Origin of the sequence: Paenarthrobacter sp. NPDC090522 (assembly GCF_044769225.1) — a bacterium.
Lineage (GTDB): Bacteria > Actinomycetota > Actinomycetes > Actinomycetales > Micrococcaceae > Arthrobacter.
On sequence record NZ_JBIVXL010000011.1, the window covers coordinates 97,972 to 116,997 of the forward strand.

Genomic DNA, 19,026 nt, shown 5'->3' on the forward strand with positions numbered 1-19,026 from the left:
CAAACCCGGCCAGCCGCCGTCGTACGGCAATCCAATCACCGCCGCACCGCACCCAAGGCGCCCTGCCGGACCCACAGTCCAGGCAAGGCGCCTTTCTTGTGCGGCACCTACTTGTGCCCGGCGCCAGGCACCGGATTGCGCCCGGCCACGCCGCCCGCCACGCCGCCCCGCCACGCCGCCGACAAACCGCGGCGGCCGCGCAGCCAGCAGCCAGCAGCCAGCACAAGCCAACGCCAAAAGGGCCGGTCACCGTGGTGACCGGCCCTGTGGCGTGGGATCTAGTCCTCGACCAGCAGGCCCTTCTGCTTGAGCTTCTCGGTCAGGCCGCAGAGCTCGATGGTGTTGCCGCCGTCGTGGTAGAGCTTGATGAGTTCACGCTCGTGGTCGTCGCGTGCCTGGGACAGCGCGATGACTTCCTCGGCTTCCTCGCGACGGACAACCACCACGCCGTCGGCGTCGCCGCGGAGGATGTCACCCGGGTAGATGATTTCGTCGCCGAAGACGATCGGGTGATTGATCGGGCCGAGGGTTTCCTTGACGGTGCCCTTGATGGACACGCTGCCGGAGAACACGGGCAGGCCCAGTTCGATCAGGTCCTGGGTGTCGCGGACGCCGGAATCCGTAACCATCGCGGCGATACCCTTGGCCTTCATGGCGTTGCCCAGGACGTCGCCGAACGTGCCGGCTTCGGCCATTTCCTGCGCGCCGACCAAGACGACGTCGCCGGCCTGGGCGTAGTGGATGGCCACCTGGAGCATGAGGTTGTCCTGCGGAGCGCAGGCGACGGTGACGGCCGGGCCACAGAAGGACATGGAGCGGTCGATCGGCTTGATCCGGGAGCTCAGCGCGCCGCGGCGGCCCTGGGCTTCATGGATGGTTGCGGAGGAGAACTTGGCGAGGCGGGCGACGACATCGGCGTCGGGGCGCTCGAACTTGGTCTTGACGTGGATCATTTCCTGAATCTTTCTAGTTGAGGGCGTTGACGGCGTCGCGGATGGAGTCCACGCCGGCGTTGATGGTCTCCAGCGAGGTTGCGAAGGAGATCCGGAAGTACGGGCCCAGGCCGTAGGCCGAGCCTTGGATGACGGCCACGCGAGCGGCGTCCAACAGGTAGAGCGTGAAGTCCTGGTCGTTGTCGATGACACGGCCGTCGGGCGCGGTCTTGCCGATCACGCCGGAGCAGTTCACGTAGGCGTAGAACGCGCCTTCCGCCGGCGCAACGGACAAGCCGTTGATGGCGTTCAAACCCTCGACGGCGGCATCGCGGCGCTTGCGGTAAACCTCCACGCTGTCGCGGACGAAGGACTGGTCGCCATTCAGTGCGGCGGCCGCTGCCGCCTGGCTGATCGACGACGGGCAAGAAGACGTTTGCGACTGCAGCTTGTTCATCGCTGCGATCAGCGGAGCCGGCCCCACGCCGTAGCCCAGGCGCCAGCCCGTCATGGCATACGCCTTGGACACGCCGTTGACCAGCAGGATGCGGTCCTTCAGCGCCGGGGCTGCCGTGACCAGGCTGGTGACGCGGCCTTCGCCGAAGTACACCTCGTCGTAGATCTCGTCGGTGAGGACGAAGACGTGCGGGTTTGCTTCGAGGACGGCGCCGAGGGCCTGGAGTTCCTCACGCGAGTAGACGGCACCGGTGGGGTTGGATGGTGCGTTGAGGATGAGCCACTTGGTCTTGGGGGTGATGGCTTCCTTGAGTGCGGCCGGGGTGAGCTTGAAGCCGGTTTCCTCACCGCACGGAACGATCACGGGAGTGCCGTCGTTGGCCAGGACCATGTCCGGGTAGGACACCCAGAACGGGGCGGGGACAATGACTTCGTCGCCTTCGTTGAGGGACGCCATCAGCGCCACGTAAAGGACCTGCTTGGCGCCGCCGCCGATGGTCAGCTGGTTGCCTTCGTAGCTATGACCGGTGTCCCGCTGGATCTTGTTCAGGATGGCGGACTGCAACGCAGGGGTACCGGTGACCGAGGTGTACTTGGTCTCGCCTGCGTTGATTGCCTCGATCGCGGCGGCCTTGATGTGGTCCGGGGTGTCGAAGTCCGGCTCGCCGACAGTCAGGTCGATGATCGGGATGCCTTCAGCTTTCAATTCACGGACGCGGGCGGCCGCGGCGACGCTGGCTGAGGCCTTGATGCGGGTGACCCTCGACGCCGGCAGGAACTCGGACATGTCTCCTCCAGGAATGTGGAACTCGGGACGCGCGGATTCGCGGATCCCTTTGTTCGAGACTAAGTACGTCCGGGGTGCTGTGGATAAGACCTAATGTGCGTGGATTCATAAGGGGGCCTTATGACGTGGGTCTCTTTATGGGTTACTCGAGCCTGAAAGCGCATGATGAGGCGCATACGGGCCCTCATCCATGCACTTTGCTTATGGGTTCACGCGGTATTGGTATTTCCACGGGCGGGTGAACGGTGCCTAGATTCGAGGGGTCAGCAGTGTCCGAATCCTCTGTGAAAGGGAGCCCATGCCAGCGCGAACCCGGCCATCCCAGCACCCGGCTGCGGCATCAACCACGATCCAGATGGGTTCGGCACGGTCCGGTGAACCGCACCAGGTCCAGGGGCGTTCGGCCGCGGGGCGTTACACCTACCGCGCCAACTCCCAGGCGAGGCCCGCATCAGCGCCCGACGCCGAGCACGCCAAACTCACGCACGCGCTGGGCGTCCATCGGCAGCTCCTCTCCCACGCTGCCAGTTCCATCAGGACGCTGACTGCGGCGAGGAACGACCTGATCGCGCAGGCTGTGGAGGACGGACTGTCGCTGGCCACCGTCGCAGCAGTCACCGGGGAGAACCTCCGCACCGTCCGAACCATCGCTTTGGCTTATGACGATCTGCACGTGAGCGGCCTCCCCCGCCAGGCCCAACTGGATGCGCTCAAGGCCAAGAGCCAGGAGTTGCAGGCGGCCGAACACCATCGGGGGCAGATCACCGAGCGCCGGGAAGCCCTGATCGTCCTGGCTTTGCGCAACCAGGTGTGCGACGACCTTGAACTCGCTTCACTGACCGGCCTGACGCCGGACCACATCCGCCGCTCCACCCGTGGCATCGCCCGCCCTAGTTAAAAGGCGTGCTGCGCACTCCCCCCACACACTGCAGGCACCGCACAAGGCGGGAAGGCAGCGGAAGCCGGCGGACCGCCGTCGTACGTCCGCGCGGCCAGTAGGACGGACCGTTGTCTCCCGGCGGTCGCGCCGGTAGAACAGAGTGATGAGTGACGTGAATTCGTGGATGGACCTGTACCAACGCGCGTGGACCTCGAACGAGCCGGAAGACATCAAGGCTTTGTTTACCGAGGATGCCGTCTACAACACCCGGCCCCATGACAAGGAGGCCTGGCGCGGGCACGAGGCAATCGTGAACGAGTGGACGGGCGATTCCTCCGATAAACCCGAGGACTGGACCTTCGAGTGGACCCTCCTGGGCCAGGACGGCGACACTGCGTTCGTCCAGGGCCTGACCACCTATCTCAACGGCCAACCCGCCTACGACAACCTGTGGGTCATCCGGTTCGCCGAGGACGGGCGGGCACGCGAGTTCACGGAGTGGTACATGGCCCGGAAATAGCTACCGGGGGCTGACCAGGACGTTGTCGTGGATCTTGGTGAGTCCCTGGAACTCAGGGCGGGAAGTGTCCACGCCGTCGTTGACCAAGGTGGACTCTGAACCGTCGACGCTGGTGACAGTGACAATCCGCTGGGCGACCCCGGCCGCCGCGCAACCGGTCACCCACCGTTCGGGAAGTCCCGCCGGGACCACTGTCAAACACACGACGCCTGCGGTTTTGCTCCTGCCGGCGTAGTACTTCACATCGTGGTAGGTAGCGAGCAGCCGAGTCGACCCGGGCTCCACCTCGAAATCCACACCGGAAAGACCCACGGAATCCGGCAACGTGTCCTCCGCCGTGGCCTCCTGGTTCAGCACCTTCAATCCGGCCGGCTGCGGCGAGCACGCGACAAGTGCGGCCATCATCGCAAACACCAACAACACACGGCTCTTCATAGCTCTGCCCCCTCAGGCTGTAGATCCTTCGAGCCTACCCGAGGGTCAGTAGCTGTCGCGTTCGGCCTTCTCCGACGCCGGGATGAACGTCTTCGCGAAACCCTCCGACGCGCGGGCGAGCACGGCGACATCCGCACCAACCAAAACGAAGGAGGCTCCGGCGTCGAGATACGCGCGGGCGGTGTCCGGGTTGAAGGCATTGACGCCGGCGGGCTTGCCTGCCGCTTTCGCGGCTTCCAGGCAATGCTCGACGACGGCCCTCACCAACGGGTTTTCCTGCTGTCCCAGCAGGCCCATGGACGCTGCGAGGTCCGAGGGGCCGAGGAAGATGCCGTCCACGCCGTCGACAGCGAGGATCTCTTCCACGGCGGACGCGGCGGCCTCGGATTCGATCTGGACGGTGAGGCTGATGGTTTCCGATGCCGTGGCAAGGTAGTCCGGAACCCTGTTCCAGCGGGAGGCCCGGGCCAGCGCGGAGCCGACCCCGCGAACCCCGTGGGGCGGGTAACGGACAGCGGCGACGGCGGCAGCGGCCTCTTCAGCGCTGTTCACCATCGGGATCAGCAGGTTCTGCACCCCGAGGTCCAGGTACTGCTTGATCACCACGGTGTCGTTGACCGGGGGCCGGACCATGACCTGCAGCGGGTATCCGCTCACTGCATGGAGCTGGGACAGGATCGATTCGAGGCCGTTGGGGCTGTGCTCGGCGTCGATCAGGAGCCAATCCAGGCCAGAACCAGCACAGATTTCAGCCACGAGCGGGCTCCCGGAGCACACCCACATCCCCGCGAGCGGACGGTCTGCCTCCGCAAGTGGGCTGTAGAAGGTTGGGGTCAGTTGAAGTGGCATGTGACAACTCCCAACGGTCCGTAATCAGCGTGGACGGTATCACCTTTGTACACCCAGAGGGGCCGGGTGAACGAGCCCGCCAGGATGATATCTCCGGCCTTCATCGAGTCCCCGTGCGCGGCGATTTTGTTGGCCAGCCAGTGGACTCCGTTGGCCGGGTGATCCAGCACGCCGGCCGCGACTCCGGTTTCCTCGACGGTCTGGTTTTTGTACAGGATCGCCGAGACCCAGCGCAGGTCCACGGCATCGGGCTTGACCGGGCGTCCGCCGATCACCATGGCCCCCATGGCGGCGTTGTCCGAGATGGTGTCCACGATGGTCCGGCCCTCCATTTCGATCCTGGAATCCAGGATCTCGAGGGCCGGAACCACGTAATCGGTGGCGTTCAGGACATCGAAAATGGTGCAACCGGGACCCTTGAGTGAGTCCTTGAGGACGAACGCCAACTCCACCTCGACCCGCGGGTGGGTGTACTGGTCCCAGTCCACGGAGCAGCCGGTTTCGAAGACCATGTCATCGAAGATCGCACCGTAATCCGGCTCGGTGATGCCCGTGGCTGCCTGCATGGCCTTGGACGTGAGTCCGATCTTCCGCCCCACCAACGTGCGGCCGGCTTCCTCGTTCCGCTGCCGCCAGAGCTGCTGCACGGCGTAGGAGTCCTCCACCGTCATCTCCGGGTAGCGGGCGGTCAGCCGCGGCACCGGTTTGCGGTTCCGGCCCGCTTCCACCAGTTCATCGGCAATGGCTTCGATCGTCTTCGCGTCCAGCATGGTTTTAGACCTGCGCTCCCAGTTTGAATCCTTCGGCGGAGTTGCCCTCGGTGGGTCGGGTGTAGGAGAAGCCGTCGGCGCCCACGGTCACGGCCATTTCGGACTTCTCTTCGCGTTCGATCACCGGTTGGGGGTTGCCGTCGAGGTCCAGGACGAGGGAGGCCTCGGTGTACCAGGACGGGACGACGGGGTTGCCCCACCAGTCGCGGCGCTGGTTGTCGTGCACGTCCCAGGTGATGGTGGGGTTGTCCGGGTCGCCGGTGTAGTAGTCCTGGGTGTAGATCTCGATGCGGTGGCCGTCCGGGTCCAGGATGTAGAGGTAGAACGCGTTGGAGACACCGTGGCGTCCGGGACCGCGCTCGATGCGGTCGCTGATGCGCAGGGCGCCCATCTTGTCGCAGATCTGGATGATGTTGTGCTTCTCGTGCGTGGCGAACGCGACGTGGTGCATGCGGGGTCCGTTGCCGCCGGTCAAGGCCGTGTCATGAACGGTCTGCTTGCGGTGCATCCACGCGGCGTAGGTGACGCCGTCGGCGTCCTTGATGTCTTCGGAGACGCGGAAGCCGAGGTCTTCGAGGTACTTGCGGCCACGCGGGACGTCCGGGGTGACCTGGTTGAAGTGGTCCAGGCGGACCAGTTCACCGGCGGAGTACAGGTCGTAGCGCTGGGTGAGGCGCTCGACATGTTCCACGTCGTAGAAGAACTCGTACGGGAAACCCAGCGGGTCCTCGACGCGGACGGAGTCGCCCACGCCCTTGGTGAAGCCTTCCTTGCGGCGCTCCACCCGGCACCCGAGTTCGCGATAGTAAGCTTCGGCGGCGTCCACCTCAGCCGGGGACTTCACCCGGTACGCGAACGCGGCGACCGCGGCCACCGGGCCCTTGCGCAGGACCAGGTTGTGGTGGATGAACTCTTCCAGGGAGCGCAGGTAGATCGCGTTCTCGTCTTCCTCGGTCACGTGCAGTCCGAGGACATCGACGTAGAACTCGCGGGACTTGGCCAGGTCAGTGACCACGATGTCCATGTAGGCGCAACGGACAATATCCGGGGCCGGGACGGTCGGGGTCGGGATGGGGCCGGTGAAAGGGTTGCTCATGATGGTCTCTCTTCGTTGAAAGCGTTTGTTTGTGGTTACCCAACTGGGTCGCAGTTGTGCGCGTTATGACGGCTCAAAACGCGCACTATTGCGACTCAGTTGGGTGAGGGTTGCGTGTTAGGCGCCGAACTTGGGGGTGTGCACAGAGCCGAGGGTGATGTGCACGGCCTGCTGGTCGGTGTAGAAGTCGATGGAGCGGTAGCCGCCTTCGTGGCCCAGGCCGGAGGCTTTCACGCCGCCGAACGGGGTGCGCAGGTCGCGGACGTTGTGGCTGTTGAGCCACACCATGCCGGCCTCGACGTTCTGGGAGAAGTTGTGGGCCCGGGTCAGGTTCTGGGTCCAGATGTAGGCCGCCAGGCCGTACTTGGTGTTGTTCGCCAAGGCGAGGGCCTCGTCGTCGTTCTCGAACGGGGTGATGGCGACGACGGGACCGAAGATTTCCTCCTGGAAGATCCGCGCGTCAGGTGCGACGTCGGCAAACACCGTGGGTGCGATGTAGTTGCCTTCGGGCAGGTGCTCAGGTCGGCCGCCGCCGGCGAGGAGGCGGCCTTCGGACTTGCCGATCTCCACGTAGGATGCCACCTTGGCGTAGTGCTCGGGGTGGACCAGTGCACCCACCTGGGTCTTGGGATCGTGCGGGTCACCGACCACGATGTTCTTGGCCCGGGCGGCGTACTTTTCGCAGAACTCCTCGTAGACAGCCCGCTCCACCAGGATGCGGGAACCGGCCGTGCAGCGTTCCCCGTTGAGCGAGAACACCCCGAACAGGGCCGAGTCGATCGCGGCGTCCAGGTCAGCGTCGGCGAAGACCACGCACGGGGACTTGCCGCCGAGCTCCATGGACAGGCCCTTGAGGTTGGCGGCAGCGTTGCGGAAGATCGTCTGGCCGGTGGTGGTCTCGCCGGTGAAGGAGATCAGCGGGACCTCGGGGTGCTTCACCAGCGCATCGCCGGCTTCCTCGCCCAGGCCGTTGACCAGGTTGAACACGCCATCGGGCAGGCCGGCGTCCTTGAAGATCGTGGCCCAGAGCGATGCAGACAGCGGGGTGAACTCGGCCGGCTTCAGGACCACGGTGTTACCTGTGGCCAAGGCCGGGGCGAGCTTCCAGGACTCGAGCATGAACGGGGTGTTCCACGGCGTGATCAGGCCGGCGACGCCGATCGGCTTGCGGTTGACGTAGTTGATCTGCGACCCCGGGACCTTCATGGCATCGTCGAACTGCGCCACGATCAGGTCTGCGAAGAACCGGAAGTTCTCCGCAGCACGCAGTGCCTGGCCCTTGGCCTGGGTGATCGGCAGGCCGGTATCGAACGTCTCCAGCTCGGCGAGGCGGGCTTCCTGGGCCTCGACGGCGTCGGCGATCTTGTTCAGCACGCGGGCGCGTTCGCGTGGCTTCATCTTCGGCCACGGGCCGTTGACGAACGCTTCGCGGGCGGCGGCGACAGCGAGGTCGATGTCTTCCTTCTGCCCTGCTGCGGCGGTGGCGTAGTTCTGGTTGGACACCGGGTCCAGGACATCGAAAGTCTTGCCGGAGACCGAATCAACGAACTCGCCGTTGATGAAGTGCTGGATGTGCGTGGGCAGATCCTCGGGAACGTAATGCTTGGTGGTTTCTACAGAGGTCGTCATCGTTGAGGTCCTTTAGTTGGTGGTTGCCAGATAGGCGTCGAGGGTGGCGGCACGGTGTTGGCGGGCTGCTTTTTCGATGGTGTCGGCGTCCGCTCCGGACTCGATGAGCTGGAGCAGGGCCTCGTGTTCGCGCACGGATTCCTGGGCACGGCCGGGCACGAACCGGAACGTGGACGAGCGCAGGGACGCCAGCCGGTTCCAGCCGCGGTGGACCAGGTCAAGGATGTGCGGGTTGGGGCAGTGTTCAAAGAGGACGCTGTGGAAGTCCTGGTTCAGGGTGGTGAACCTGACGGGATCGAAGTGTTCCAGGCAATCGCGCATCTCCTGGTTCACGGCACGTGCCCGGGCGATCGTGGCCGGATCGATCAACGGAGCAGAGAGCGCCGTGGCCGCCCCCTCCACGATGCTCAGGGTCTGCATCGTGTACAGGTACTCGGTGGGGTCGATCCCCGAGACCGTCGCGCCGACGTTCCGTTCGAACTTCACGAGCCCTTCGGCTTCGAGGCGGCGGATCGCTTCGCGGACCGGGACCACGCTGAAGCCCAGGTCCTCGGCGATCTTCGCGAGCACCAGCCGGTACCCCGGCGTGTAGGTGCCCTCCACGATCCGGGCCTTCACGGCCTCATACGCCTGCTGGGATTTGCTCCCGACGGCGGTTTCAGTCACCTTGGGCTCCTTCCGGGCCTTGTTTGGCCAGCCATTCGGCGTACCGGGCCTGCCAGTCCTTATTCATCGGGTAAAGGCCATCCACGCTGTTGCCTTCCTGGACCATCTGGAAGATAAAGACTTCTTCCTTCTCCTGGGCGATGCAGTCATCCACGAGTTCTTCGGCGATGGCCGGCGGGATGACCAGGATGCCGTCGGAGTCGGCCACGATGATGTCCCCGGGCTGCACGGTCGCGCCGCCGCAGGCGATGGTGATGTCCGTGTCCCACGGGATGTGCCGGCGTCCCAGCACAGCCGGGTGCGGGTTCGCGAAGTAGGTGGGCATGTCCAAGTCCGCCACGGCCGAATAGTCCCGGACACCGCCGTCGGTAATGATCGCCGCGGCACCACGGACCTGGGCGCGGAGGGCCAGGATGTCCCCCACCGTGCCGGTGCCCTTTTCGCCGCGGGCTTCCATGACCAGGATCTCGCCCTCGTTCACCGAATCAATCGCGCGTTTCTGGGCGTTGAACCCGCCGCCGTGGGTCTTGAACAAGTCCTCGCGGTTCGGAACATAACGCAGCGTGCGGGCCAGGCCCACCACCTTGCGGTCCGGGCGGGTGGCCTGCAGCCCGTCGATGCTCACGTTGTTCAGGCCGCGCTTACGCAACTGCGAAGACAACGTGGCCGTGGCAACGGACTCCAGCTTGGCCTTCAACTCCGGAGTCAACACACTCGCGGTGGAAGCATCGGACGCGGCCGGTGCCAGCCCAGCGGCTTCGCGGGAGCCGTAGGCCTCTTCCCTCTGGGTGTCATCGGTCTTGGGGCGGGCACCAAAGTCCGCGAACGGCGTCGTACCTTCCGTCACCTTGGTGGTCAGGCGTCCGGTGCTGAAATCGCCTCCGGTGACCTCAATTTCGACGACGTCTCCCGGCGCAGCAACCGACGCTCCGGCCGGGGTGCCCGTGAGGATGATGTCGCCCTCTTCGAGGGTGAGCAGCTGGGAGAGGTCCGCGACGAGCTGGGCGAAGGGGAAGAGGAGATCCTCGGTGGTGTCGTCCTGGACGAGTTCACCGTTGTGCCAAGTCCGGATCCGCAACTGTGCGGGGTCCACAGCGTCGGCCGGGATCAGAGCCGGGCCCACCGGAGTGAACCCGTCGCCACCCTTGGATCGGACGTTCGAGCCCTTGTCCGCGTAACGGAGGTCGTACACACCGAGATCGTTGGAAGCCGTGACCCACTCGACGTGGCTCCACGCGTCTTCCAAACCAACGCGGCGGGCAGCCTTGCCGATCACCAGCGCGATCTCACCCTCGTAACCCAGCAGCTCACAACCGGCCGGACGCTCCACCGTGCCCGGAGCATCCGCCGAACCCAACGCCAACGACGACGGCGGCTTCAGGAAGTACGACGGCTGCGCAGGGGTCCGCCCGCGCTGGGCAGCACGGGTCGGGTAATTGATATGGACCGCGATCACCTTGCGCGTCCGGTCCAGCACATCCTGGCCCAGCTCCTGCGTCCGGAACTCCACTGTCACGAACCGCTCCCTCCAAATATCTGATTGCCTTCGCCATCAGGTACGAAATCGTATACGAAAACTATGGCGCGGTTTGCTGATGGCGTCAACCCCCTGTTTATCGGCGTCGGTTTTGCTGGATCGTTCGCCTGGACGCCGGCAAGTTCGCGCGAAGACGGGGCTTGCCTTCCGTAGCCAAGGCAACGATCCAGCAAAAAGTGGGTTCATTCTGTCAGTGGCCTCCCGTAGGGTCGGGGGCATGGACATCATCCTGATACCTGGTTTCTGGTTGGACGCTTCGTCATGGCAGGAGGTAACACCCGCCCTCGTGGATGCGGGCCACACAATTCATCCCTTGACTTTGCCGGGCTTGGAGTCCGTTGATGCTTCACGGTCCGGGATCGGCCTGCGGACGCACATCGATGCGGTGATCGAAAAGGTCGATTCGCTGGACGGTGACGTGATTCTGGTGGGGCACTCGGGCGGCGGCGCCATCATCCATGGCGTCGCGGATGCCCGCCCGGACCGGGTTGCCCGCGCCATCTATGTAGACAGCGGACCACTCGGGGAGGGTGCCGTCATCAACGACGAACTGCCCAACGATGGCGATGACATTCCGCTGCCTCCATGGGAAGGTTTCGAGGACGCAGACCTGGTGGACCTGACGGACGAACTCCGCGACGCGTTCCGCGCACGGGCGATTCCGCAGCCCAAGGGAGTGGCCTACGACCAGCAGCGTCTCCACGACATTCGCCGCTACGAGGTTCCGGCCACGATCATCGCGTGCGAATTCCCGTCCGCCATGCTCACCGAAATGATGGACGCCGGGCATCCGTTCACCGAGGAACTGGCCCGCATCCGCGACGTCGAACTCGTCGATCTGCCCACGGGACACTGGCCGCAGTTCACCAAGCCCACTGAACTGGGCGAGGCGATTCTCAGGGCAGTTGAGCGGAGCGCTTAACGCAGGAGCCGGCGTCGGGCGTTAATGCCCGACGCCGGCCATCGCCTTGGGTGCGCCGCCAACGGCCCGGCCCGGCTGGGCTGAGGCGCTGCCAGGCTGCAAGCCGCCCGGCTTCGCCGACGGGCCGCTTGGCTGGACTGAGCCGCTGCCCGACTGGACTGACAGGCGGCCCGGCCAGGCCGAAGCGCTGCCCGACTGGACTGACAGGCGGCCCGGCCAGGCTGGCTTGCCCCGGCTAGGCCTTGGGCGGCGTGTTGGTGGCCGGACCTTCGGGAGCTGCCCCGCCCTCGCCCGTCCAGTCGCTGCCCGTGGTGTCGTCGAGCGCGGGATCGGAGACCACATCACCCTTGACCGTAGGAACCGTGGCGGGCTCGTCTGTGGAGTGCTGGCCGTTCTTGGAGTCCAGAATCCCCGGGAACATGGTTTCGGCCTTCTCCATAAGTTTCTTGCCGGCCGCGTAAAGGTTGTCGAGGATGTCCGGAACTGATTCCTGGACGGTTTCGGCCGCGTGGTGGACGTTTTCCTGCACGTCCGGGTTCTTCCACACCTTCTCCGAGCCTCCCCGGATCCGCCGGTACACCTCCGGCCAGGACTTGGACCCCCACACGTAGCCCACAGCCACACCCGCCGCGAACAAAATCTTCCCTTTCACAGGAATCACTCCTTTCGAGGTGCCATTTCCCTTATTGACCCTAGTACCCACCAAGACACACTGTCACGCACGTTTCGGGGGCCAAATGATGGTGCATTTGCCGAATTGCCCGCAGCGGCTAAACTTTTATGCCAACCAGCGGAAAACCGCCGGCAAGGACATCGCAACCCGAGGAGTGAAAACCATGGGACTGGGTGACAAGATCAAGAATGCCGCCGAAGAACTGGGCGGAAAAGCCAAGGAGAAAACCGGCGAGGCCACTGGCGATCCGGAACTGCAGGCAGAGGGCCAAGGAGACCAGGCCTCCGCAAACCTGAAGCAGGCCGGAGAGAAGGTCAAGGACGCAGCGAAGGACCTGTTCGACAAGAAATAGGGGTCCAACTGGGCAGATGCAGCAACGCCAGGAGCCTCCGGCAACGCGGACCACGAAATAATCAGGTTACTTGCTGTTACCCCTGCGAGCGGCTAGCGTTACTGGTGTAGTGCCGACGTCGAAACAGATCGACAGGAGTGCTCTTGGCTGCATTTAACAAATGAATCGCACATTGCAGACACCACTTCATCCCCCTATTTACCGGGTCGCGACGAAGTCAAAATCACAGCGCCCGGGAACCCATATAAAAAACCCGGTGATCAACACCTTTTCATCGGGTTCCTGAAATTTTCACCATAAAGAAAGTAGGAGCAAAAATGGGTTTCTTTGGATTTCTTTTGCTCGGCCTCCTGGCAGGCGCCATCGCCAAACTGATCCTGCCGGGACGCCAAGGCGGCGGCTGGCTGGTAACCCTCCTGCTCGGCGTCGTGGGCGCCCTGCTGGGTGGCTGGATCGGAGGCCTCATCTTCGGCGAGGGACTCACGCAATTCTTCGCCATCCGGACCTGGCTCCTGGCCATCGGCGGTTCCATCATCGTGCTGCTGATCTGGGGCATGGTCACCAACCGAAGGGCACACCATGGCTGACGAAAACACGGGCGGCACCAACGAAGTCCTGGAAGGCCAGTACCCCGAGGGCGATTACGGAACCGGAGGTGCTTCTCCTGAGGCATTGAAGGACGATGCCGGCGGCGACTACACCGCAGGAGACTACGCCGAGAAGACTGTCCCTTCCGCCGATGCGGAGCTGGACGAGAAGAACACCGAAGACGTCCCCGCGGATCGGCCTTTCTCGTCCGAGCCGGATGATGAGGCCGCAGGCACGGGACACCCGTAGGCCGCGGAACCAAACCACGCAAAGAGAACCCGGAGGCAGCCGTTCCTGTCTCCGGGTTCTTGCTTGCCAGCATCTTCTACGCACCACGCCCGTACGGTGGTCCAAGGTGTCCTGATACTTTCGGGCAAGGATAGTCGGGGCGGGACGCATGCCGTCCCCGTAGCGTGATTGCCAGGAATGGAGGTGCCCGTGCAGGAGTGGAACAGGGCCATCGAGCTCATTGAGAAGGACCTGACCGCCGAGGTCGATGCCAAAGCACTGGCCAGGACTGCGTTGACGTCGGAGTACCACTTCCGGCGCATGTTCGCCTCCCTGGCTGGATTGCCGATCTCCGAGTACATCCGGAGGCGCCGCTTAACGGCGGCCACTGCGGAAGTCATCGCGGGATCCACTGTCTTGGACGTTGCCGTGCGGTATGGCTACAGCTCAGCGGAGGCCTTCAACCGGGCCTTCAAGGCCTTTCACGGATTGACTCCGTCAGAGGCCAGGCTGCCCGGAGCCGTCCTCCATTCCCAACCACAGTTGAGGTTCCACCTCCGCGTCGAAGGGAATACCGCCATGAAGCACCGCATCGTCACCAAGTCCGCCTTCCGGTTGATCGGCCGCAAAACCCGCGTTCCGCTGGTCCACGAAGGTCCCAATCCGGCCATCATCGAGTTCCAGCGCAGCATTGATCCGTCCGACACCAAACGGCTCATCGGGCTGTCCAACACCGAACCCGGCGGGCCACTCTCGGTCACGGACAACCTGGACGACGGCCGGGCCGAAGGCAGCGAGCTCGACTATTGGCACGCCGTCGCCTCCACCGACACCGCCCCCGCTCCGGATGGCTTCGACGTGCTCGAGGTCCCGGAGGGATGGTGGGTGGTGTTCGAAACGGAAGGAAAGTTCCCCGAGGCATTGCAACGGCTGTGGGCGGACGCAGCGACGGAGTGGTTTCCGGCCAACCCCTACCGGTGGGCACCCGGGCCGGAATTGCTCAGTGTTACGGCAGAGCCCGGGGAACCCACGGCAGCGGGCAACTCTGGATTCCCGTGGAGCCCGAGGGGCAGTCAGCCTAGGGGCTGGAGCAGCGCGAGCACGTCGCCCAGTGGCAGCACCCGCTGCCGGTACTCGCGGACCAGGCGCGTGATCAGCGCGGTACGTGCCTCTCAGTGAGGCGGTACCCCTCCAGCCCTTCGGCAAACCGTGTCAGGCGCGCATCGTCTTGGCCTTCACCATCAGGAACAGGCCATAAGCGATCAGGCCAACAGCCACTGCCACCAACAGGTACGGCCCGTAAGGCTGCTCCTTCAGTGCTTTGAGGCTGCCGTCCAGGCCGGTTGATTGCTCGGGCCTGGCGGACACTGTGGCTATGACCACCAACAGGCCAACCAACAGCAGGGCGATGCCTTTTGCGATGTACCCCACGGTGCCAACCACTATCTGGAAGGTCCGGAAGCCCCGACGGGAGGACAGGACCAGGTCTTTCTTGAACGACCGCGTGAAACCACGGACCGCAAAGACAGCTCCGGCGATCATGATGCCGGCGCCAATGGCCACCAGCAACACCACCCCAGAGGGAGCCTGCATGAGCGTGGCCGTCCCGTCGCTGGTGGATTCACGGCTGTTCTTGGCCTGGCCCACGGCGAACGACATGATGGTCAGTGCCAGGCCCGCGAAGACGATGCCCTGGCCCGCTTCGGAGAGGCGCTTGGTCAGCTTGGGATTCGTTTGCCTGCGGTGGCCAAAGATTGCGTTGGTCAGTTGCCATAAGGCCAGTGCCGCACAGGCTGCGAAACAGACCCACAGCAGGAGCGGCCCGAATGGCTGGGAGGCCAGTTGCGCGATGGCACCGGAGACATCTGCTTCACCCCCGTTGCCAAAGGCCAGTTGCAGCGCGATCAAGCCGATCAGCACATGCAGGATGCCGCTGACGGCGAAGCCCGAACGGGCCGCTATTTCAAAGGCTCGCGAGTTCGAAGCTTCCTCGGCCGCGTCCGCGGCCTTCTTTATCTCTTCCTTGATGGCAAGCCTCCTGATCAATCATGGCGTGCACACCATGGTGCCACCGGATCACCCTCAAGGCCACGTTCCGGAAGTACCTAGTAACCGCACACGGATTGGGGCCAAATGCTCCGCAGGCCCACACCCAGGGGGTTGAACGTCTCGCGGACCGACGTCACTGCGCGGTTCTGGCCGTCACCACCGGAGTGGAATCCCTCCGCTGCTCCGCCAGGACGGGAATCGGCCGCTGCGCGGGCCGTACCTGCGTTCGAGGACGGGAGGATGATCTGGTCAGGCATGTCGGCAGTCCTTCCAAGGGTTCCCGTCAGCCCGCTTGGCTGACAGTTCAACCATCGGACGGGGTCCTCAAGAACGACGCCGGGTCATCTCAAGATTTGCTCAAGATTTGGCCGGCGCCTCGAAAGTCACCTTGAGCTCCTGGCCACCTGGCAGTTCAACACACGCCTCGATCAGCGCGCCGTCGAGGTGAAGTTCGACGGCGGCAGGCTCCCCGGCGGGCGGCTCACCACCGAGGTACACCAGGGAAGCGAAACCGGAGCGGTCTCCGGTGAGCGGTCCTTCGAGGTAGGGGCAGCCTGCGAACGTGCCCAGTGGCGAGACTCCCTCGACTGTCAGGACTCCTGTTGAGGAGTAGCCGTGAAGTGGCCACATACGGGTGTGCAGATTGCCCGCCGAGAGGACTTCCCCGGATGATTGCACCGGTACTTCGGATGCCAACGCATATCCGCCCTCCCGCACGCCCAACCCTGGTGATCCGGGACCTTCCACCACGTGGACGCGCAGCTCATAACCGTGGGCGGCCGCCGTCCCCGTGGCAATCCGCCAGGCGGACTGCGCGGGATCGTCCGCGTCGCTCCATACAGGAGCGTGCCAACTCGCCGCCTGTCCGGATCCGGCCTTGAGGCGGTTGATCCGGGCGCGGCGGCTCGGCGTCCCGGACGCGTCGAGGACGGCGACATGGTTGTCCACGGGACAATCCGTGAAGAGCGGGGCCGTGTGGCTCGAGTAGGCCAGGCGCCGGTACTGCGGATCGTCCGGGCCGGGCGCATAGTACTTGTCGCTCCCGTGGTTCAGCACGCGGGCTACACCGTCAGCGCCAGTTGAATGCAGGAGGTAGTTGGGCCCTTCCACCCGTCTGAGCATGTCTTCGTTCTCCACAGGCGACGGTTCCTCCACAGCAGTCCACACCGGATGATCGGCGGGCAGGAGCAAGCCGACGAACGCCTTCGACGTCCAATACGGCGACGCCGGACCGGAGTACTCCTGGGTCATCGGCTCAAAAGCGCCGAACCACCCAAGGGACGGCAGGCCGCCGTCGTACGCTCCGTTGTCCAGGAAGTATTTCGCTGCACCGCTGGCAATCCGCCGCGTCTGCCCGGGGTTCAGGGGCGTGGCGCAGATGGCCTCGCCGAGGAACAGAGGCGCGACGGCGGCATAGCGGTAAATCAGGGACCGGCCTTGGAAGACAGGGGCACCGTTGGCGCCAAAGAAAGCCAAGTGGTCCTCGAGGAACGCGGCCAGGCGGGTCCGGTACAGCTCACCTTTGGCGTCCGCCCCCGGATGGCGTCCGGCCGCGAACTCGGACCACAGCACGGGGTACAAATGAAGGGCCCAACCGCAGTAATAGTCGAAGAAGTCCCCGGTGCCGTTGTTGTCGCCGTCCCGGTACCAACCGCCGCCCACGTACCAGTCTTCAAGGCGCTCCAGTCCGTGCTCGATCTGCCCCGCGTTGTACTCAAATCCCGCACCGGCCAGGAATTCGGCGATGAGCACTTGGAACAATACCCAGTTGTTGTCCACACAAGTGCTGTCCGATGAACCCTGCAACCAGCCCGCCACCTGCACTTGCTCAGCTGTGGACAACGTGTCCCACAGCCAGGGCTTGGTCAATTGGAGGCCCAGCACTATCGATGCCGCTTCCACGATGGGTTGCGAACGGTCGCTGATGGGCAGCCACTCTTCGGGGCTGCCAGGCCGGGTTCCCGCCAGGAGACCGGCGCGGTACAGGGCGAGGTGACCGTGGGGATCGTCGCCCCGCTCCCCGGCCACCCGGAACGCGGCAAGCATGAACGTCCGCGCGAAGCCCTCCATGCCGTCGGACAGGACGCCCGACGACGACGGCCGTCCCGCCAAAGGGATCAAGGCCTTGCCTTCGGAAAAGTACGGGCGCACCGCCAGGAGCTGCTGGTCGGCGAAAGCGAGCCAGTGCTCCCTGGTCCACCCGGTGATGGGGCTCAGCTGGTAGTCCGGATGGGGCATGGTAAAGCCGGTAGCCATGGGTCTCCTGCGTTGTGCGGCGTTGCGTGCCCACCCTAAGCCAGCTGTTCAGCCTCCGGAGAGAGATGAACAGAAGTGAACGAGAGGAGTCCCGGGTCTTCGGACATTCGGCGGGGTTGTCCCGTAGTCCATAATGAACAAACTGAACACAAGTGAACTTCGATAGGCGGGAACCGTATGCTGTCCGAGGATCGTCAACAGCTCATCTTGAAAGAACTGGCCCTGCACGGTTCGGTGAATGCCGCCGAATTCGCGGCAAAGCTGGGGACCTCCGGGATGACGGTGCGGAGGGACCTGGCCCTCCTCACCGGACAGGGTTTGATCGAGAGGGTCCACGGCGGAGCGGTCCTGGCCGGTGGCCGCGCCGCCACCCCGAACCCAACGCAGCAACCATCCACGTCGTGGCGGCCGGGCGGGAGGCGTCCTTTGGCGACGATCGGCATGATCGTGCCATCGGCGTCGTACTACTTTCCCGGCGTGATCCGCGGCGCCGAAGCGGCGGCCCAGGAGTTGGGCGTCCGGCTGGTGCTGGGCGTGTCCAACTACTCAGGAGTCGAAGAACGGCGCCAGCTCCGCAGGCTCTTCGAACACGGCGTGGACGGCATCCTGGTGACTCCTAGTGAGCAGTCGTTGGCGGGCACGGAGACCCTTGAGTTGCTGGCCGAGGCGAAAGTGCCCGTGGTTGTGGTGGAGCGGTCCATCGACAACGCCCTGGACCACGGCCGGCTCGAATCTGTCCGGAGCGACCACGTCCACGGCGCCGAAATCGCGGTGAACCACCTGCTGGGACTGGGACACCGGAAGATTGCGATGTGCCTGCGTGAAAACAGCCCCACGGCACCGCAGCTGATCGACGGCTACCGCCTGGCCATGCGGCGCGCCGGGCACGATGACAGCGACTCAATGGTCCGCTCCATGTCCCGCGCGCAGAATGATCCACAGGCTCATCGGCTGGTGGTGGACGGGATTCTGGACTGGTGCGCGGAGAACCACGTGACCGCCGCAATCGTCCACACGGACGAGGACGCCCTCCAATTCGCGAGCGCCTGCCAGGAACGCCGGATCCGCGTTCCGGAAGACTTGGCGATCATCTCCTATGACGACGAGATCGCCGCCTTGGGTGCCGTCCCGCTGACGGCGGTGGCACCGCCAAAGTACGACGTCGGCCATCAGGCTTTGGTGATGTGCCTCAACCGGATCGGAGCGAGGCTCGGGAGCACCACGGCGCTCCAGCGGGTGAACCTGTCCCCGGCGCTCGTGGTGCGAGACTCAACCCAACCGTAGGGCCACCGAAGCGGCCTCGAGGCCGAGGTTTGGCAGTACGCCAACTCGCGGAAGCAGGCCTTGTTCAATTCTGTTCATTTTGTTGAGCATGTTCACTTTTGTGGATTTTATGGATCG

At 64.5% G+C, this 19,026-nt stretch carries 21 protein-coding genes; 8 read left to right on the forward strand and 13 right to left on the reverse strand.

Features of this window, described 5'->3' with window-relative positions; all coding sequences use genetic code 11:
* Window positions 1–278: 278 nt before the first annotated feature.
* Window positions 279–953, reverse strand: a complete 675-nt coding sequence (locus ACIQT2_RS15520) for a 4-carboxy-4-hydroxy-2-oxoadipate aldolase/oxaloacetate decarboxylase (protein ID WP_397324513.1) — start codon at window positions 951–953, stop codon at window positions 279–281.
* A 13-nt stretch (window positions 954–966) separates the two neighbouring features.
* On the reverse strand, window positions 967–2,175 hold the full coding sequence (locus ACIQT2_RS15525) for an aspartate transaminase (protein WP_402948077.1): 1,209 nt from the start codon (window positions 2,173–2,175) through the stop codon (window positions 967–969).
* Window positions 2,176–2,473: 298 nt separating this feature from the next.
* Here ACIQT2_RS15525 and ACIQT2_RS15530 point away from each other — a divergent pair, with 298 nt between their 5' ends.
* Window positions 2,474–3,073, forward strand: a complete 600-nt coding sequence (locus tag ACIQT2_RS15530) for a hypothetical protein (protein ID WP_402948080.1) — start codon at window positions 2,474–2,476, stop codon at window positions 3,071–3,073.
* A gap of 145 nt (window positions 3,074–3,218) precedes the next feature.
* Window positions 3,219–3,575, forward strand: a complete 357-nt coding sequence (locus ACIQT2_RS15535) for a nuclear transport factor 2 family protein (protein ID WP_402948083.1) — start codon at window positions 3,219–3,221, stop codon at window positions 3,573–3,575.
* Here ACIQT2_RS15535 and ACIQT2_RS15540 read toward each other — a convergent pair whose 3' ends face one another.
* The 7 genes from ACIQT2_RS15540 to ACIQT2_RS15570 form a co-directional block, all read right to left on the reverse strand.
* Window positions 3,576–4,010, reverse strand: coding sequence for a hypothetical protein (locus tag ACIQT2_RS15540; protein ID WP_402948086.1), 435 nt, complete (start codon window positions 4,008–4,010; stop codon window positions 3,576–3,578).
* Window positions 4,011–4,055: 45 nt separating this feature from the next.
* Window positions 4,056–4,859, reverse strand: coding sequence for an HpcH/HpaI aldolase/citrate lyase family protein (locus tag ACIQT2_RS15545; RefSeq protein ID WP_402948088.1), 804 nt, complete (start codon window positions 4,857–4,859; stop codon window positions 4,056–4,058).
* Entirely contained in the window at window positions 4,844–5,629 is a 786-nt protein-coding gene (gene hpaH, locus ACIQT2_RS15550; protein WP_400333211.1) for a 2-oxo-hept-4-ene-1,7-dioate hydratase, read from the reverse strand. The genes ACIQT2_RS15545 and hpaH overlap by 16 nt, the downstream gene beginning before the upstream one ends.
* A gap of 4 nt (window positions 5,630–5,633) precedes the next feature.
* On the reverse strand, window positions 5,634–6,725 hold the full coding sequence (gene hpaD, locus ACIQT2_RS15555; protein WP_400333208.1) for a 3,4-dihydroxyphenylacetate 2,3-dioxygenase: 1,092 nt from the start codon (window positions 6,723–6,725) through the stop codon (window positions 5,634–5,636).
* Between the two features lie 117 nt (window positions 6,726–6,842).
* The gene (hpaE, locus tag ACIQT2_RS15560) at window positions 6,843–8,354 is read right to left on the reverse strand and encodes a 5-carboxymethyl-2-hydroxymuconate semialdehyde dehydrogenase (protein ID WP_402948092.1); all 1,512 of its coding nucleotides are present in this window, start codon (window positions 8,352–8,354) and stop codon (window positions 6,843–6,845) included.
* A 12-nt stretch (window positions 8,355–8,366) separates the two neighbouring features.
* Window positions 8,367–9,020 (reverse strand): GntR family transcriptional regulator, encoded by a 654-nt coding sequence (locus tag ACIQT2_RS15565; RefSeq protein ID WP_402948095.1) that lies wholly within the window; start codon window positions 9,018–9,020, stop codon window positions 8,367–8,369.
* Window positions 9,013–10,536, reverse strand: a complete 1,524-nt coding sequence (locus ACIQT2_RS15570; protein ID WP_402948098.1) for a fumarylacetoacetate hydrolase family protein — start codon at window positions 10,534–10,536, stop codon at window positions 9,013–9,015. Before ACIQT2_RS15570 ends, ACIQT2_RS15565 begins: the two co-directional genes overlap by 8 nt.
* A 238-nt stretch (window positions 10,537–10,774) precedes the next feature.
* Here ACIQT2_RS15570 and ACIQT2_RS15575 point away from each other — a divergent pair, with 238 nt between their 5' ends.
* A complete protein-coding gene (locus tag ACIQT2_RS15575; protein WP_402948100.1) occupies window positions 10,775–11,479 on the forward strand; it encodes an alpha/beta fold hydrolase in 705 nt (234 codons plus the stop codon).
* Between the two features lie 235 nt (window positions 11,480–11,714).
* On the opposite strand, the gene ACIQT2_RS15580 is transcribed toward ACIQT2_RS15575, so the two are convergent.
* A complete protein-coding gene (locus tag ACIQT2_RS15580) occupies window positions 11,715–12,131 on the reverse strand; it encodes a hypothetical protein (protein WP_402948103.1) in 417 nt (138 codons plus the stop codon).
* A gap of 184 nt (window positions 12,132–12,315) precedes the next feature.
* Between ACIQT2_RS15580 and ACIQT2_RS15585 the strand changes: the two genes are divergently transcribed.
* The 4 genes from ACIQT2_RS15585 to ACIQT2_RS15600 all read left to right on the forward strand — a co-directional run bounded on the left by ACIQT2_RS15585 (window position 12,316) and on the right by ACIQT2_RS15600 (window position 14,499).
* Complete coding sequence (locus ACIQT2_RS15585) at window positions 12,316–12,504, forward strand: CsbD family protein (RefSeq protein WP_397324497.1); 189 nt, start codon at window positions 12,316–12,318, stop codon at window positions 12,502–12,504.
* Window positions 12,505–12,821: 317 nt separating this feature from the next.
* Window positions 12,822–13,091: a GlsB/YeaQ/YmgE family stress response membrane protein gene (locus ACIQT2_RS15590; RefSeq protein ID WP_397324495.1), complete on the forward strand. Its 270-nt coding sequence runs from the start codon at window positions 12,822–12,824 to the stop codon at window positions 13,089–13,091.
* Window positions 13,084–13,341, forward strand: a complete 258-nt coding sequence (locus ACIQT2_RS15595; protein ID WP_402948106.1) for a hypothetical protein — start codon at window positions 13,084–13,086, stop codon at window positions 13,339–13,341. The genes ACIQT2_RS15590 and ACIQT2_RS15595 overlap by 8 nt, the downstream gene beginning before the upstream one ends.
* Window positions 13,342–13,530: 189 nt before the next feature.
* Window positions 13,531–14,499 carry a helix-turn-helix domain-containing protein gene (locus tag ACIQT2_RS15600; RefSeq protein ID WP_402948109.1) on the forward strand — a complete coding sequence of 323 codons (969 nt, stop codon included), beginning with the start codon at window positions 13,531–13,533 and terminating at the stop codon, window positions 14,497–14,499.
* 33 nt (window positions 14,500–14,532) lie between these two features.
* Here ACIQT2_RS15600 and ACIQT2_RS15605 read toward each other — a convergent pair whose 3' ends face one another.
* From ACIQT2_RS15605 to ACIQT2_RS15615, 3 genes are all read right to left on the reverse strand, one after another.
* Entirely contained in the window at window positions 14,533–15,366 is an 834-nt protein-coding gene (locus tag ACIQT2_RS15605) for a DUF1206 domain-containing protein (protein WP_402948111.1), read from the reverse strand.
* A 59-nt stretch (window positions 15,367–15,425) separates the two neighbouring features.
* Window positions 15,426–15,626 (reverse strand): hypothetical protein, encoded by a 201-nt coding sequence (locus ACIQT2_RS15610; protein WP_402948114.1) that lies wholly within the window; start codon window positions 15,624–15,626, stop codon window positions 15,426–15,428.
* A 100-nt stretch (window positions 15,627–15,726) separates the two neighbouring features.
* The gene (locus tag ACIQT2_RS15615) at window positions 15,727–17,625 is read right to left on the reverse strand and encodes a DUF2264 domain-containing protein (protein WP_402948116.1); all 1,899 of its coding nucleotides are present in this window, start codon (window positions 17,623–17,625) and stop codon (window positions 15,727–15,729) included.
* Between the two features lie 177 nt (window positions 17,626–17,802).
* Between ACIQT2_RS15615 and ACIQT2_RS15620 the strand changes: the two genes are divergently transcribed.
* Window positions 17,803–18,909, forward strand: coding sequence for a substrate-binding domain-containing protein (locus tag ACIQT2_RS15620; RefSeq protein ID WP_402948119.1), 1,107 nt, complete (start codon window positions 17,803–17,805; stop codon window positions 18,907–18,909).
* Window positions 18,910–19,026: the final 117 nt, after the last annotated feature.

Excerpts from the sequence above, each read along its gene's own strand:
- ACIQT2_RS15520 (WP_397324513.1), bottom strand. The coding sequence starts at position 953 with ATGATCCACGTCAAGACCAAGTTCGAGCGCCCCGACGCCGATGTCGTC.
- ACIQT2_RS15525 (WP_402948077.1), bottom strand. The coding sequence starts at position 2,175 with ATGTCCGAGTTCCTGCCGGCGTCGAGGGTCACCCGCATCAAGGCCTCA.
- ACIQT2_RS15530 (WP_402948080.1), top strand. The coding sequence starts at position 2,474 with ATGCCAGCGCGAACCCGGCCATCCCAGCACCCGGCTGCGGCATCAACC.
- ACIQT2_RS15535 (WP_402948083.1), top strand. The coding sequence starts at position 3,219 with ATGAGTGACGTGAATTCGTGGATGGACCTGTACCAACGCGCGTGGACC.
- ACIQT2_RS15540 (WP_402948086.1), bottom strand. The coding sequence starts at position 4,010 with ATGAAGAGCCGTGTGTTGTTGGTGTTTGCGATGATGGCCGCACTTGTC.
- ACIQT2_RS15545 (WP_402948088.1), bottom strand. The coding sequence starts at position 4,859 with ATGCCACTTCAACTGACCCCAACCTTCTACAGCCCACTTGCGGAGGCA.
- hpaH (WP_400333211.1), bottom strand. The coding sequence starts at position 5,629 with ATGCTGGACGCGAAGACGATCGAAGCCATTGCCGATGAACTGGTGGAA.
- hpaD (WP_400333208.1), bottom strand. The coding sequence starts at position 6,725 with ATGAGCAACCCTTTCACCGGCCCCATCCCGACCCCGACCGTCCCGGCC.
- hpaE (WP_402948092.1), bottom strand. The coding sequence starts at position 8,354 with ATGACGACCTCTGTAGAAACCACCAAGCATTACGTTCCCGAGGATCTG.
- ACIQT2_RS15575 (WP_402948100.1), top strand. The coding sequence starts at position 10,775 with ATGGACATCATCCTGATACCTGGTTTCTGGTTGGACGCTTCGTCATGG.
- ACIQT2_RS15585 (WP_397324497.1), top strand. The coding sequence starts at position 12,316 with ATGGGACTGGGTGACAAGATCAAGAATGCCGCCGAAGAACTGGGCGGA.
- ACIQT2_RS15590 (WP_397324495.1), top strand. The coding sequence starts at position 12,822 with ATGGGTTTCTTTGGATTTCTTTTGCTCGGCCTCCTGGCAGGCGCCATC.
- ACIQT2_RS15595 (WP_402948106.1), top strand. The coding sequence starts at position 13,084 with ATGGCTGACGAAAACACGGGCGGCACCAACGAAGTCCTGGAAGGCCAG.
- ACIQT2_RS15610 (WP_402948114.1), bottom strand. The coding sequence starts at position 15,626 with ATGCCTGACCAGATCATCCTCCCGTCCTCGAACGCAGGTACGGCCCGC.
- ACIQT2_RS15615 (WP_402948116.1), bottom strand. The coding sequence starts at position 17,625 with ATGGCTACCGGCTTTACCATGCCCCATCCGGACTACCAGCTGAGCCCC.
- ACIQT2_RS15620 (WP_402948119.1), top strand. The coding sequence starts at position 17,803 with ATGCTGTCCGAGGATCGTCAACAGCTCATCTTGAAAGAACTGGCCCTG.